Consider the following 13,154-nt stretch of genomic DNA (forward strand, 5'->3'; position numbering starts at 1 on the left):
GTCCAGTTCTCGCGGTGACCATATCATCACAGAAGTTTTCTATGATCTGGAAACAGAAACGGAGTTTTTCTACTTCGTTCAGTCTGCGGACTATGACTATAATAAAGGCCATGTTCCCGATGGGGTGAAAAAGAAGGAAGGTCAGCTTTATACAGAAGAAAAAGGAACAAGAAATCAGGTGATCTGGTTTTATGAAGACCTGACCCTTTATCTGGAAGGCAATCTTCCCATGGATAAGCTGGAACAGATTGCAAAAAGTGCTGTCAATTACGATACCCTTTCTTATGATTACAGTGCGATAGAGGAAACAATGGGAGTATATGAATAAGAAAAAGGCTGAATCCTTGGGATTCAGCCTTTTTATATGACAAAATGATTATCAGCCTTTTTTACCGTATGTTTTTTCTTTTTTTGCGATTTCAATGTGTACTTTTTTACCTTTGATCTTCGCATTTTTCATGCCGTGCAGAATATCCCTTACAAATTCGCTGGGAACATCCACGAAAGTATAATCATCATACAGATCGATAGCACCTAAAGTTTTGCCGGGAACGCCTGCTTCGTTGGCGATGGCACCAACGATATCTTTTGCTCTGATTTTGTTTTTCTTACCAGCATTGATGAACAGACGAACCATGGTTTCGCCTTCGCCGCCGTAAAATTCTGTACCGTTGAAGTTGATATCTTCAATAGCATCAATGTCATCGGCAATTGCATCTGCCAGATGGTTTTTCAAGAGAGCTGCTGCAATGTCGATGCTGGTATAATCTTCTTCCATCAGTTTATCTACCAGATTGATATATTTTGTCAGATGGCCTTCATCGATGATGCCTTTGATTTTTTCTAAGAAGAAGCGTGTTTTCAGTTCTTCAACGTCGCTCAGAGTAGGCAGTTTCTGCTGCTGGATCTTTGTTTTTGTGTAACGCATGATGTCACGCAGTTTGTAAATTTCCTTACCTACGCAGAATGTGAAAGCTTTGCCGCTTCTGCCGGCACGGCCTGTACGACCGATACGGTGTACATAGTATTCTTCGTCCTGAGGAACGTCGTAGTTGAATACGATATCGATATCGTCGATATCCAGACCTCTTGCCGCTACGTCTGTGGCAACCAGAATTTCGATGGTGCCGTTACGGAATTTCTGCATTACTTTATCACGCTGGGGCTGTTTCAGGTCACCGTGGAGACCTTCTGCAAAGTAACCGCGGCCCTGCAGCATTTCCACCAGATCGTCCACGCGTTTTTTTGTATTACAGAATACCATTGCCAGATTAGGATCATATACGTCCATGATACGGCACAGGGCATCCAGTTTGGATTTTTCCTTTACATCGAAGTAGTACTGTTCGATGCTGGGCACGGTCAGTTCCTTACGAACGATTTTGATGAATTCGGGTTCTCTCTGGAAACGTTTTGTGATATCCAGAATTTCGGGAGACAGAGTAGCGGAGAACAGCAGTGTCTGATGGTCTTCGGGGATTTTTACCAAAATGGTTTCGATATCTTCTCTGAAACCCATATCCAGCATTTCATCTGCTTCGTCCAGAATCATCATCTGTACGGTTTCCGCTTTGATGGTTCTTCTTCTCATGTGATCCATCACACGGCCGGGGGTACCGATGACAACCTGTGCGCCTTTTTTCAGAGCAGCGATCTGTCTGTCGATGGGCTGACCGCCGTAGATGGGCAGTACACGGATGTTATCTTTGTATTTCAGCAGTTTGCGGAATTCTTCGGATACCTGAATGGCCAGTTCTCTTGTAGGGCAGAGGATCAATGCCTGCAGTCTTCTGTCATCGGGATCGATGCGTTCCAGACAGGGGATACCGAAAGCGGCAGTTTTACCTGTACCTGTCTGAGACTGACCGATGATGTCCTTGCCTTCCAGCACCATGGGGATGGCCTGAGACTGGATGGGTGTGGCTTCTTCAAAGCCCATATCCAGTACGGCGCGGAGGATTTCCTCGGAAATATTCATTTCTTCAAATTTGATGTGTTCCATTGTTTTTTCCTTTCTTTTCTTCGGTTTTCAGTGACAAAGCCGAAGAAAAAACGAAACATAGAACCCTTTCTGCAAACTTGCAGACGCAAATCAGTTTTCTTCGACTTTTGGCGCATGCGCAAAGCATCATTCTCTGTTTTGGAGAATATGTTGTACTTAAGAAAATCTTAGGATTTTCTTAACAAACCCTTTTCATGCGCGTATTTACGGCAAAAAGCCGCAGAAATCTATATTAACAGGAAAAAATAAGAATTGCAAGAAATAATTATATGCGTTATAATCATTATTTGTAAATCAAGTGGAACTATGATAAAACGGAGGTTTTTTCGATATGGAATTTATTCAGGCAATTATTTTAGGGCTGATCCAGGGCTTAACAGAGTTTCTGCCCGTCAGCAGTTCCGGGCATCTGGTTCTGTTCCAGAATCTGTTCGGCATCAAAGAAGCAGGGCAGGCGTTTTCCATCATCCTGCACGTGGCAACGCTGATCGCGGTATTCGTATATTACTGGAAGGATATCTGGGCGCTGATCCGCAATCCTTTCCAGAGAACGACAGTACTGCTCATCGCAGGTACACTGCCTACTGTAGTGATCGCGCTGCTCTTCAATGATACCTTTAATGAAATTTTCGGTGCAGGCAAATTTATCGGGTTTAATTTCCTCTTTACCGGCTGTATCCTGCTCTATGCAGATACACGTATTGCAGGTAAGAAGAAAATCAGAAATATGTCTCTGTTTGATGCCATTGTTGTGGGCACTATGCAGGGCGTAGCGATCCTGCCTGCGGTATCACGTTCCGGCATGACCATTTCCACTTGTCTGGCGAGAGGTATGAACCGAGAAGAAGCGGCGAGATTTTCCTTCCTGCTGTCCATTCCTGCAATTCTGGGGGCCATGGTTCTGACCATCAAAGATATCGTGACAGGGGAAGTTGTTCTGGCAGATGCTATGGGTATCGCTCCTATGGTATGCGGTTTCATTGCCGCAGCGGTTTCCGGTTATCTGGCGATCCGCTTCATGGTAGATGTTATCAAAAAAGGCAAACTGAAATGGTTCTCTGTATATGTGTTCATTCTGGGGGCGGTTCTGCTGTTAGACCAGTTTGTTCTGCATATGATCGTAAAATAAGAAATTTCGGGACGTATTTGCGTCCCTTTTCTATTTCATAGAAATATGATATAATTAAAAAATGCGAAAGGGGGGACGCATGATGGAACAGATTTTAACCTATTTCTCTTATGATCTGGAATATGTATTGCGTATGGTCATTGCTGCCCTTTGCGGCGGTGTCATCGGCTATGAACGCAGCCGCAGAAAAAAGGAGGCGGGCCTTCGTACCCATATTATCGTTGCGGTCGGTTCTGCGCTGTTGATGATCGTATCCAAATATGGCTTTATGGATGTACTGGAGATTCCCGGCATGCGCGTGGATGCGGCCCGTATTGCTTCCAATGTTATTACGGGCATTTCTTTTCTGGGTGCAGGGGTCATCTTCATTCGGGAAGCTTCCATCAAGGGGCTGACAACGGCAGCGGGGCTCTGGGCCATGGCAGGCATCGGTCTGGCCATCGGTGCGGGGATGTATGGTGTTGGTATTTTTGCTACAATTCTGATCATGGTCATTCAGATTTTTACCCATGGCAGTCTGCAGAAACTGGATGGGCCTGTTTATGACTCCTTTTCCATCACCTATCAGGATGCGCCGAATGGATTGGAAGAACTGAAGCAGCAACTGAAAGAACGGAAAATCCTGATCCACCATATCCAGATGGAAAAACTGGAGGACGGCGGCGTGAAAGTAAAGCTCGAAGTCAGCAGGGATCATACTATTACCTGCACTGATCTGGCGGATCTTTTTGTGGAGGATGCAAATATCAAGTCTTTTCGGCTGTAAAAAGAAAATGGAACAGGAGATCCTTTTTGCATATTTCCGGGAATATTAACAGTTTTTTTCTGCCGGAAAAAATCACCTTGGAAAAAGCAGAAAATAAAATATAGAAAAGAAAAAAGAAAGCAGGGGAAAAGATGAAGGGGAAAAAGACGGAAAAAGGGCTGCTGTCTGCCCTTCGTCAGAGTATTCGCGGTGATTTTGAAGGCTTCTTTCTATATTATCAGCTGTTGGTTTTTGCAGAAAGCGGAGAAATCATGGGAGCGGAAGCATTGCTGCGCTGGAAAAAAGAACCCTATGGCGAGGTGATGCCCGATCGGCTGATCCCTTTGCTGGAAAAAGAGGACTGCTTTTTTGATCTTGGCAGATGGATCTTGCAGCAGGCGATGCAGGATGGAAAACTTTTTTTGAGGAAAAAGCCGGATTTTATTTTAAATGTGAATATTTCTGTCAGGCAGATGGAACAGAAGGGATTTGTAAAGGAACTTTTTTCCTTGCTGCAGGCACAGAGATTCCCTTTTCAGAACCTTTGTCTGGAACTGACAGAACGGGGAAAATTGGAACACATGAAGCGACTGAATGATACCTTTTCTCTTCTGCGCAGGTGTGGACTGAAAATAGCCATTGATGATTTTGGAACAGGCACAGCAGCCCTTCATTTACTGCGGAACCTGCAGGTGGATTATCTGAAGATCGATCGTCTGTTTGTGGCCGAAATAGTGGAAAACAAAGCGGATCAGGCCATTGTAAAAGCGGTGATCGACTGTGCCGAACAACTGCAGATCCATGTCTGTCTGGAAGGTGTGGAAAATCAGGAACAACTGCAGTATCTGAGCCGCTTTCCCGCAGAGATCCATCAGGGATATTATTATGGAAAACCCATACAGAGAAAGGAATTTCTGGCGCTGCTGTGAAAGTCTCGTATCAGAAAAGATACGGGGCTTTTTTTATTGGGGAGAACAGACTGCCTAAAAAAGAGCGGAAGATGTATGTTTTTTTGCAACTCTGCCATACTAAGGAAAAGCTGTATGGAAAGGTGTGGAGAAGGTGGATATTTACATCAAGCCGGTAGAAAAAGTGCAGATCGTACAGAAAAGGGAAGTGTTCCTGCGGGATGTGGCAGAGGTTTTTGTGGGCGGACAGACCAAAGGAGAAGCGGAGAAACTCATGGTTTTTCAGATCCCTTCCGACAGAAAAAAGACCTATCTTCTTTCTGTCATCGATCTGATTCGGGCATTGAATCAAACATATCCCGATGCCGTGGTTTCCAATGTGGGGTCAGTGGATATCCTGATCGAATATCTGCCGAAAGCGGAACAGCCGGCAAAACTTTGGACACTGGCAAAGGTGGCTTTTGTTTCGCTGATCCTCTTTGTCGGTGCAGCCACCACTATCATGTGTTTTCATACGGACGTGCAGCTGCCCCTGATTTTCCAGAATATCTATTACATTTTCTTTGGAGAAAATCGGGAAATGCCGGCGCTGATTTCTATTCCTTACAGCATCGGGCTGGGACTGGGCATCATCATTTTCTTCAATCATTTTTCGAAACTTTCTCTGACGGAAGACCCCACACCGATCGAGATCGAAATGACGACTTATGAGAAAGAGACCAATGCCAGTGTGATCGATTTTCTTGGGCGCCGAAAGGGCGGCGGTGAAAAATGAAGGAAGGATTTCTGATCATTTTCAGTGTGGCTTCCGGTCTGCTGGTTTCAGCAGGGATCTTTGCTTTTATCGGGGCGATTGGTATCATTCCCCGAATGGCGTGGCGGACGGGAACAAGGCAGTATGTTCGTTTTTATGAAGATGTCATTGTGGTGGGTGGTATCTGGGGGACGAGCACCATGTTCGTCAATTATCGTTTGCCGGCATGGGTATGGCTCATGGTTGTGGTGGTGTTACTGGAAGGGTTTTTTGTAGGGATCCTTGCCATGGCACTGACGGAAGTGTTAAATGTAATGCCTATTCTGATGCGCCGCGCCAGACTGACTAAGGGGCTGCAGTGGATCATTCTGGCATTTGCACTGGGGAAGGTGGTTGGTTCATTGCTTTATTATCTGGTAGATGGATTTTATGTTTTATAAGGAGGAAAGAATTTTGGATACAACGAAAAAAGGACAGCAGGAATACAGCGAGATGGTGAAACAGGCATCTCCCAACAGCCCTGTTTTTTCGGACTGCATAAAAGCTTTTGTTTCCGGGGGCATCATCTGCGCCATCGGACAGCTGCTGTTAAATTTTTATACAGGCATGGATATTGTGAAAAAGGATGCCGCGTTGTGGGTGTCCATCACATTGATCGGGATTTCTGCCCTGCTGACGGCATTAGGGATTTATGAAAAACTGGGAAAATACTGCGGTGCAGGTACTATTGTGCCGATCACGGGGTTTGCCAACTCCGTAGTTTCTCCAGCCATTGAATTTAAAAAGGAAGGCATGATTTTCGGCATGGCGGCGAAAATGTTCATTGTGGCAGGGCCTGTCATCGTCTATGGTACGCTGACTTCCATGCTGGTGGGTTTCATTTATTACTTCGTAAAGTAGGTGCTGTGAGGATGAGTAAGAAAATCGGGAGACAGACGGTAAGATTATCTGAGGGGGTTGTGATCCTTTCTGCGGCTTCTACCGTTGGGCCGAAGGAGGCAGAAGGTCCTTTGGGGAAATATTTTGATCAGACAGTGGAAGATCCTTTCTTTGGAGAAAAAAGCTGGGAACTGGCAGAAAGTAAATTTGTAGAGAAAAATATGGGGCTGGCTATCCAGAAAGCGAACCTGAAACCCAAAAATATCGATTACGTCCTTTGTGGTGATCTGCTGAATCAATGCATCGGTTCTACTTTTGGCATCAAAAATCTGGAGATTCCATTTTTCGGGCTCTTTGGTGCCTGTTCTACTATGGGGGAATCCATGAGTCTTGGAGCTATGCTCATTGATGGCGGCTTTGCCAATCATGTGCTGACAGGAGCCTCCAGTCATTTCTGCGCGGCAGAAAAACAGTTCCGCTTTCCGTTGCCTTTGGGGACACAGCGTCCGCCAACATCCACATGGACAGTGACAGGGGATGGGGCGGTGGTGCTTTCCGGAAAGGGAGAAGGACCGCGGATCGTAGAAATTACAACGGGGAAAATCGTGGATATGGGCGTGACCGATGCCAATAATATGGGAGCAGCTATGGCTCCTGCAGCAGCATCCCTTTTAAAAGCCCATTTTGAAGATACGGGTAGAACACCGCAGGATTATGATGTGATCGCCACGGGAGATTTGGGAACAGTAGGACGCCAACTGGTGGTGGAACTGCTGAAAAAAGAAGGATATGACATGGACAGCCGCTATACGGACTGCGGCATTGAGATTTTTGACGCCGAAACGCAGGATACCCATGCCGGCGGCAGCGGCTGTGCCTGTTCCGCGGTGACGTTCTGTGCTTATTTTTATCCGAAACTGGTGTCGGGTGAGATCGGACGTATGCTGTTCATCCCCACAGGGGCTCTGATGAGCCCTACCTCCTCCCAGCAGGGGCAGCCCATTCCCGGCATCGCCCATGGGGTCGTGATCGAAGGCTGCAAAAAGGGGGCGAAATGATGGAGTGGATGGAGCTTCTGAAAGCATTTGCAGTAGGCGGTCTGATCTGCGTAGTGGGTCAGATCCTGATCGACAAAACAAAACTGATGTCAGGGCGAATTCTGGTTTTGTTCGTTTGTCTGGGGTGCGTGTTAGGCGGATTGGGGATCTATAAAAAGCTGGAAGAATTTGCTGGGGCAGGGGCAACGGTCCCTCTGACGGGATTTGGATTCCGTCTGGCAGAAGGCGTGATGAAGGAAGTGGACAGTGCCGGTTTCCTTGGCATTTTTACGGGAGGCATCAAGGCGGGGGCAGCCGGCATCACAGCGGCGGTGTTTTTTGCTTTCCTTGCGGCGCTGGTTTCCAACCCTAAGGAAAAATAACCAAATCGTACTGAAATTCTGTTCAGAATAGAGGGGGAAAATAGTTTGAACATCAAAAGAACTGGAAAATATTTCATTGGAAAACAATGTATTTTTTTCTGTACAATTTGGATATGGTGTGCTATAATAAAGCCATAAAAAGAATATGAAAAGAAAGGATGTGGAACCCATGCACAGTGCTATTGGGTCCCGCAAGGATTTCAGCAACTTAGATGAAGATCAGCTGCTGGCAGAGTACAAAGCATGTCTGGAAGGAATTCTGGACCATGAGCAGGTAATGAAACTGGACCTGCACACACAGCATTGCAATACAAGCAGACTTCAGCATAGTGTAAATGTTTCCTATTACAGCTTTCTGATTTGCCGTATGTTCGGTTGGGATTATCGTTCCGCAGCTAGAGCAGGCTTACTGCACGACTTATACTTCTATGATTGGCGTGTAACGAAATATCTGCGTTCCGGTCATGCGTCCTGGCATCCTCGTGTTGCACTGGACAATGCAAGAAAAATCACAGAGCTGAATAAAGTAGAAATTGATGCGATTGAAAAGCATATGTGGCCTTGTACTCCTGTACCTCCCCGCTATATCGAATCTTATGTGATTACTTTTGTCGATAAGACTTGCGCGGTTTGCGAATTTGCAGAACGCAAATATGCACAGATCGTTGAGAGCCTGGCACAGAAGTTCAGAAGAAGCTACGCTTCCTGATCCTTGCTGGACGTATTCGAACAGCTCTTTTAAAATTGAATAAAACAGAATTCAATAAAAAGTGAATATAAACCATAGGGTGCTGCATTCTGCGGCACCCTCTTTCTTGTTAATCGCGGAGAAAGGTTGATACATAAAAGAAAAGCCGCTGGAGATGCTTGCATACGCAGCGGTTTTTGTTTTATCGTATCAAATTTGCGTAGCAAAACATCCGTAAGACGAAGTCTTACGGATGCCTTTCGTTATTTTATTCAGTTAACCGTTCTGTCTGTATGGTCGCAAAGCTCCCTGCAGAATGGCTATTAGCCATTCTGACGTGGATAAACCATATTTTCTTCTTTGATATCAGTCAGCACTTCATCCACAAATTTCTGACATTCGATTTTTGTGATCCCCAGATTGTGATCCAGATAGTTACCGCACATTTCGGATTTTGCAGCGGGAATTTCGCCTTCGAAATCAGCCATATACTGATAACATTCTTTCATAATTTCAGCCACGTCCGCGCTTTCCAGATCGCCTTTGAAGATCACATACATACCGGTACGGCAGCCCATGGGGCCAACATAGATGGTTTTTTCTGCCCAAACGGGATGTTCACGCAGATAAACTGCCATCAGGTGTTCGATGGTGTGCATCACGGAAGTGTCCATGACCATTTCGCGGTTGGGTTCTTTCATACGAATATCAAATGTTGTCAGAACGCCGTTGCCAACAGTATCTTTTCTGGAAACATAGATACCGCGCAGCAGGCGGTCGTGATCGATGCCAAAGCTTGTTACGTCCATTTTTTTCATCCTTTCCCATAATTCATGAAGGTTTACTGTTACCCATTGTACCGCCTTTTTTCGCGGAATGCAAGCCTTTCCATCCATACTGTATACCTGCCGAAATCTGTTGCAGGATGTATCAAAGTTCGTTATAATGTACAGATAGAAATACATGAGAAAGAAGGGATGCCCTATGGCAAGAACACTGACAAGAGAAGAAGCATGGGAACTGCTGAAAGAATATAATAAAGAACCTTTCCACCTGCGCCACGGTGAAACGGTAGAAGGCGTTATGCGCTATCTGGCACAGGAGCTTGGCTATGGGGATGAAGTGGATTTCTGGGGCAATGTAGGCCTTCTGCATGATCTGGATTATGAAATGTGGCCGGAAGAACATTGCGTAAAGGTGCAGGAACTGCTGAAAGAACTGGATATCGATGAAAGAATGATCCATGCCATTGCCAGCCATGCTTACGGCATCTGCTGTGATGTGGAACCTATCCATGAAATGGAAAAAGTGCTGTTTGCGGTGGATGAACTGACGGGTCTGATCGGTGCGGCAGCCCTGATGCGTCCTTCCAAGAGCGTCAAAGATATGGAATTGAAGTCTGTAAAGAAAAAATTTAAGGATAAAGCCTTTGCAGCAGGCTGTAATCGTGATATCATCAGAACAGGTGCAGAACGCCTCGGCTGGGATATGGACAAGCTGATGGAATATACACTGAAAGGCATGCAGGCAGATGAGAGAAACGCATAAGGAGCGCAGCGTATGAGTGAAGAAAAATGGAACGAACTGGAAACGATCGATACCGTGGTTTATCTGACCGATGAAGAAGACGGCACAGAGTATGTGTTTGAATGTCTGGATACGGTAGAGTATGAAGACAACGAATATGCGGTGATGCTGCCTCTGGATGAGGAAGATGACGGCTATGTTCTGGTAATGCAGATCGAATACAACGAAGAAGAAGCAGAATTCTGCGTGATCGTGGAAGACGAAGCAGTTGTTGATGCTGTTTTTGACCTGTTCAAAGAACAGAATGCAGATCTGTTTGAATTTGAAGAAGAATAACAAAAAGCCCTCCAAAGAGGGCTTTTTTCTTTTGCTTATAATTTGATCATATCGTCGATCATGCTGCTGATCTTATCGCGGCTGATTTTTTCCATGATGGCTTTTTTGACGAACTCGTCTTTGCTGAAGCCGAATTCAGCAAGGTATTCTTCCAGCAGTGCGTAAGTTTCCTTATCCAGTGTAACGGAAAGCTTTTTTGTTGTGCCGGTGGTTTTCTTTGTAGTTGTCTTTTTGGTGGTTGTTTTCTTTTCTGCCATGGGGTATCCACTCCTTCCTTTTTATATTAACACAAAAAATAAAAAAAGAAAAATATGCTGTTATGATTTCTGAAAATCTGCACATACTACCCTTGTACCAAATTTGAGGAGGGATTAGAACATGGAAAAATGTAATGAATGCATCAAATGTACAGTGGAACAGTGCAGACACCACCACGGCACAAAAAATTACTGCACACTGGACTCCATTCAGGTAGGCACACATGAAATGAACCCTACAAAAGACCAGTGCACAGACTGTATGTCCTTTGCAGTGAAATAAGGACGAATGAAAAAAGCGGGTATTCCGAAAAAATCGGAGTATCCGTTTTTTTATATGGAATAAAATGATATAATAATAAATTAGTAATAAATTGTATTGGATCGAGGGGTAGGGGACAGAATCTCTGCAAGGAGGAAGAAGAATGAAGATTTATTTTGTTCGCCACGGCGAAACGGATATGAATAAAAATAATATGTTTTATGGCTGGTATGATGCGGATATCAATGAAAAAGGCGTTGCGCAGGCGGAAGAATTGCGGGAAGCGTTCAGAGAAATACATATTGATAAGATCTATTCCAGCGATCTGACAAGAGCTGCCCATACAGCAGAGATCATTGCAGACGGCAGACCGGTGGAAAAAATGCCTGATCTGAGAGAGATGGCCTATGGTATCTGGGAAAACCGCACGTGGGAAAGTATGACGGAAGCCGACCACGAGCTGCTGAAAATCTGGAGATATGACTGGACGAACCTGACGATCCCCGAAGGGGAATCCTTTCTGGGCTTTTACGAAAGAGTGACCAGAGGTCTGGATCAGATCATCAAAGAAAACAAAGGGAAACATGTGCTGGTGGTATCCCATAACGGTGCCCTGAGTGCCATGCACTGCCATCTGACAGGGGCAGGCCCCAAAGGCTTCTGGAATTTTAATTCCAAACAGGGTCATTACAGTGCGGTATGGGTTTCCGAAAAGAAACTGACATACGATTGCTTTAACTATCCTGTCTGCAAAAAAGGAGAATAAGCGTGGAAAAAACATACATAAATGTGGAAGGGATGGAAAAGCTCCCTGAAACAGAACAGATCCCTGCAGGAAAACGTTTTGATGCTTTTGTGATGACCTGTGAGGAAAATGGGTTTACTTCTCTGCAGAGAAAAAGGGGCATCAACCTCATCTGGGAAGGGATGCTGCCGAAACTGGATTTCTATCCTGTACCCAGTCTGACGTTGTTTGCCCATGACGGCAGAGGCGGATACTTTGCTCACAGCGGCAAAGGTCTGGAAAGTACCATTTATTTTATTTCCAATGAACTGGAATGCTGGTATCTGGCGGAAAATTTCCGCACATTTGTGCAGATGGTGGTTTTTGAGCCCAACTGGAAAGAAAAAATCACAGGGGAAAAACAGGAGATTTTTGAAGCGGAAGAGGAACTGTCTGCCTTTGGTATGTTGTTTGGCTTATCTGCACTGGAAGAAAATCTGTCAGAGAAAATCAGCAGAGAAACTGCGTATAAAATCTTTGAAAATATCGGAAAAGCAAGAGAAAAAATGTCCGTGCCATGAAAACACATGGTCGTAAAACCGTTGATTTTATCGGAAAAACACGAATATGAAAAAAAGTTTTATTTGTAAAGGAAAAATACTTGACATAGGGGGATACTCATGGTAAAGTATTCAAGGTGATTGTAAAGTAGTTTACCTTTACAGGAGGCAGGGACGAAATGGACGATATTTTGCAGCTGACTTTGCTCTATGATTTTTACGGCGAATTGCTGACAGAAAAACAGAAGCAGGTCTATGAATTGCATTATCAGGATGACTTATCCTTAACGGAGATAGGTGATGAATTGTCCATCAGCCGACAGGCTGTCCGCGATCAGCTCAAGAGAACGGAAAAGATCCTGCAGGACTACGAGGAGAAATTGCAGCTGGTTTCCCGTTTTCAGGCTCAGAAAAAAGCCGTACAGGAAATGAAGCACATCATGGAGAGCATGGAAAAGAAAAATCCCGATGCTGCTGTGGTGAAGGCAATCTCCAAAATGAAAAAGATCGCTGAAGGGATATTGTCCTGAAAGGAGGTTGCGATCCATGGCATTTGAAAATCTTTCCAATAAGCTGCAGGAAGTATTCAAGCAGCTGAAAAGCAAAGGTGTGCTGACAGAAGCAGATGTTAAGGCTGCCATGCGAGAAGTAAAGATCGCTCTTCTGGAGGCCGATGTTAACTTCAAAATCGTAAAAGATTTTATCAAAAAAGTAACCGAACGCGCTGTAGGTACAGAGGTGCTGCAGGGTCTGAACCCTGGTCAGCAGGTGATCAAGATCGTAAACGAAGAACTGATCGCCCTGATGGGTTCCACACAGGCGCAGCTGACATTCTCAAGAAAACCTCCCACAGTATTCATGATGGTAGGTCTGCAGGGTGCCGGTAAAACAACAACCAGTGGTAAACTGGCAGGTCAGCTGCGTAAGCAGGGCAGAAATCCTCTGCTGGTAGCCTGTGACGTT

General features: G+C 45.1%; 20 protein-coding genes. 17 read left to right on the forward strand and 3 right to left on the reverse strand.

All coding sequences use genetic code 11. The annotated features are described in order from the left end of the window. Window positions 1-328 (forward strand): DUF4367 domain-containing protein (locus tag ACJMLT_RS01635; protein ID WP_405725611.1); only part of this gene is annotated, 328 nt, incomplete at its 5' end. 51 nt (window positions 329-379) lie between these two features. Here the strand turns inward: ACJMLT_RS01635 and ACJMLT_RS01640 are convergent. Beyond that, on the reverse strand, window positions 380-2,002 hold the full coding sequence (locus ACJMLT_RS01640; RefSeq protein WP_405725614.1) for a DEAD/DEAH box helicase: 1,623 nt from the start codon (window positions 2,000-2,002) through the stop codon (window positions 380-382). A 331-nt stretch (window positions 2,003-2,333) separates the two neighbouring features. On the opposite strand from ACJMLT_RS01640, the gene ACJMLT_RS01645 reads away from it, so the two are divergent. The 9 genes from ACJMLT_RS01645 to ACJMLT_RS01685 all read left to right on the forward strand — a co-directional run bounded on the left by ACJMLT_RS01645 (window position 2,334) and on the right by ACJMLT_RS01685 (window position 8,546). Next, entirely contained in the window at window positions 2,334-3,131 is a 798-nt protein-coding gene (locus ACJMLT_RS01645; RefSeq protein ID WP_405725617.1) for an undecaprenyl-diphosphate phosphatase, read from the forward strand. 82 nt (window positions 3,132-3,213) lie between these two features. Continuing rightward, the gene (locus tag ACJMLT_RS01650) at window positions 3,214-3,897 is read left to right on the forward strand and encodes an MgtC/SapB family protein (protein ID WP_405725620.1); all 684 of its coding nucleotides are present in this window, start codon (window positions 3,214-3,216) and stop codon (window positions 3,895-3,897) included. Between the two features lie 131 nt (window positions 3,898-4,028). Next, window positions 4,029-4,805, forward strand: a complete 777-nt coding sequence (locus ACJMLT_RS01655; protein WP_405725623.1) for an EAL domain-containing protein — start codon at window positions 4,029-4,031, stop codon at window positions 4,803-4,805. A 133-nt stretch (window positions 4,806-4,938) separates the two neighbouring features. After that, window positions 4,939-5,559, forward strand: coding sequence for a stage V sporulation protein AA (locus ACJMLT_RS01660; RefSeq protein ID WP_405725626.1), 621 nt, complete (start codon window positions 4,939-4,941; stop codon window positions 5,557-5,559). Next, window positions 5,556-5,978: a stage V sporulation protein AB gene (locus ACJMLT_RS01665; RefSeq protein WP_405725629.1), complete on the forward strand. Its 423-nt coding sequence runs from the start codon at window positions 5,556-5,558 to the stop codon at window positions 5,976-5,978. The genes ACJMLT_RS01660 and ACJMLT_RS01665 overlap by 4 nt, the downstream gene beginning before the upstream one ends. A 13-nt stretch (window positions 5,979-5,991) precedes the next feature. After that, window positions 5,992-6,438: a stage V sporulation protein AC gene (spoVAC, locus tag ACJMLT_RS01670; RefSeq protein ID WP_405725632.1), complete on the forward strand. Its 447-nt coding sequence runs from the start codon at window positions 5,992-5,994 to the stop codon at window positions 6,436-6,438. Between the two features lie 11 nt (window positions 6,439-6,449). Then, complete coding sequence (gene spoVAD, locus ACJMLT_RS01675; RefSeq protein ID WP_405725635.1) at window positions 6,450-7,475, forward strand: stage V sporulation protein AD; 1,026 nt, start codon at window positions 6,450-6,452, stop codon at window positions 7,473-7,475. An 8-nt stretch (window positions 7,476-7,483) separates the two neighbouring features. After that, window positions 7,484-7,837 (forward strand): stage V sporulation protein AE, encoded by a 354-nt coding sequence (spoVAE, locus tag ACJMLT_RS01680; protein WP_405725668.1) that lies wholly within the window; start codon window positions 7,484-7,486, stop codon window positions 7,835-7,837. 169 nt (window positions 7,838-8,006) lie between these two features. Then, window positions 8,007-8,546, forward strand: coding sequence for a phosphohydrolase (locus ACJMLT_RS01685; protein WP_405725638.1), 540 nt, complete (start codon window positions 8,007-8,009; stop codon window positions 8,544-8,546). 302 nt (window positions 8,547-8,848) lie between these two features. Here the strand turns inward: ACJMLT_RS01685 and ACJMLT_RS01690 are convergent, their stop codons facing one another. Beyond that, window positions 8,849-9,334 carry an S-ribosylhomocysteine lyase gene (locus ACJMLT_RS01690; RefSeq protein WP_405725641.1) on the reverse strand — a complete coding sequence of 162 codons (486 nt, stop codon included), beginning with the start codon at window positions 9,332-9,334 and terminating at the stop codon, window positions 8,849-8,851. 175 nt (window positions 9,335-9,509) lie between these two features. Here ACJMLT_RS01690 and ACJMLT_RS01695 point away from each other — a divergent pair, with 175 nt between their 5' ends. Beyond that, window positions 9,510-10,073 carry a hydrolase gene (locus tag ACJMLT_RS01695; protein WP_405725644.1) on the forward strand — a complete coding sequence of 188 codons (564 nt, stop codon included), beginning with the start codon at window positions 9,510-9,512 and terminating at the stop codon, window positions 10,071-10,073. Between the two features lie 12 nt (window positions 10,074-10,085). After that, the gene (locus ACJMLT_RS01700) at window positions 10,086-10,388 is read left to right on the forward strand and encodes a DUF1292 domain-containing protein (protein ID WP_405725647.1); all 303 of its coding nucleotides are present in this window, start codon (window positions 10,086-10,088) and stop codon (window positions 10,386-10,388) included. A gap of 35 nt (window positions 10,389-10,423) precedes the next feature. Here the strand turns inward: ACJMLT_RS01700 and ACJMLT_RS01705 are convergent, their stop codons facing one another. Then, entirely contained in the window at window positions 10,424-10,645 is a 222-nt protein-coding gene (locus tag ACJMLT_RS01705; protein WP_405725650.1) for a hypothetical protein, read from the reverse strand. 121 nt (window positions 10,646-10,766) lie between these two features. Between ACJMLT_RS01705 and ACJMLT_RS01710 the strand changes: the two genes are divergently transcribed. The 5 genes from ACJMLT_RS01710 to ACJMLT_RS01730 all read left to right on the forward strand — a co-directional run. Continuing rightward, window positions 10,767-10,928 (forward strand): DUF1540 domain-containing protein, encoded by a 162-nt coding sequence (locus ACJMLT_RS01710; protein WP_405725653.1) that lies wholly within the window; start codon window positions 10,767-10,769, stop codon window positions 10,926-10,928. Between the two features lie 142 nt (window positions 10,929-11,070). Continuing rightward, window positions 11,071-11,673, forward strand: a complete 603-nt coding sequence (gene cobC / locus ACJMLT_RS01715) for an alpha-ribazole phosphatase (protein WP_405725656.1) — start codon at window positions 11,071-11,073, stop codon at window positions 11,671-11,673. Between the two features lie 2 nt (window positions 11,674-11,675). Then, complete coding sequence (locus tag ACJMLT_RS01720; protein ID WP_405725659.1) at window positions 11,676-12,212, forward strand: hypothetical protein; 537 nt, start codon at window positions 11,676-11,678, stop codon at window positions 12,210-12,212. Between the two features lie 158 nt (window positions 12,213-12,370). After that, on the forward strand, window positions 12,371-12,721 hold the full coding sequence (ylxM, locus tag ACJMLT_RS01725) for a YlxM family DNA-binding protein (protein ID WP_405725662.1): 351 nt from the start codon (window positions 12,371-12,373) through the stop codon (window positions 12,719-12,721). Window positions 12,722-12,737: 16 nt separating this feature from the next. Beyond that, window positions 12,738-13,154: signal recognition particle receptor subunit alpha (locus ACJMLT_RS01730; protein ID WP_405725665.1), on the forward strand; the 417-nt coding region annotated here is incomplete at its 3' end.

Source organism: Anaerotignum sp. (assembly GCF_045122575.1).
In the GTDB taxonomy this organism is placed as follows: Bacteria; Bacillota; Clostridia; order Lachnospirales; family Anaerotignaceae; genus Anaerotignum_A.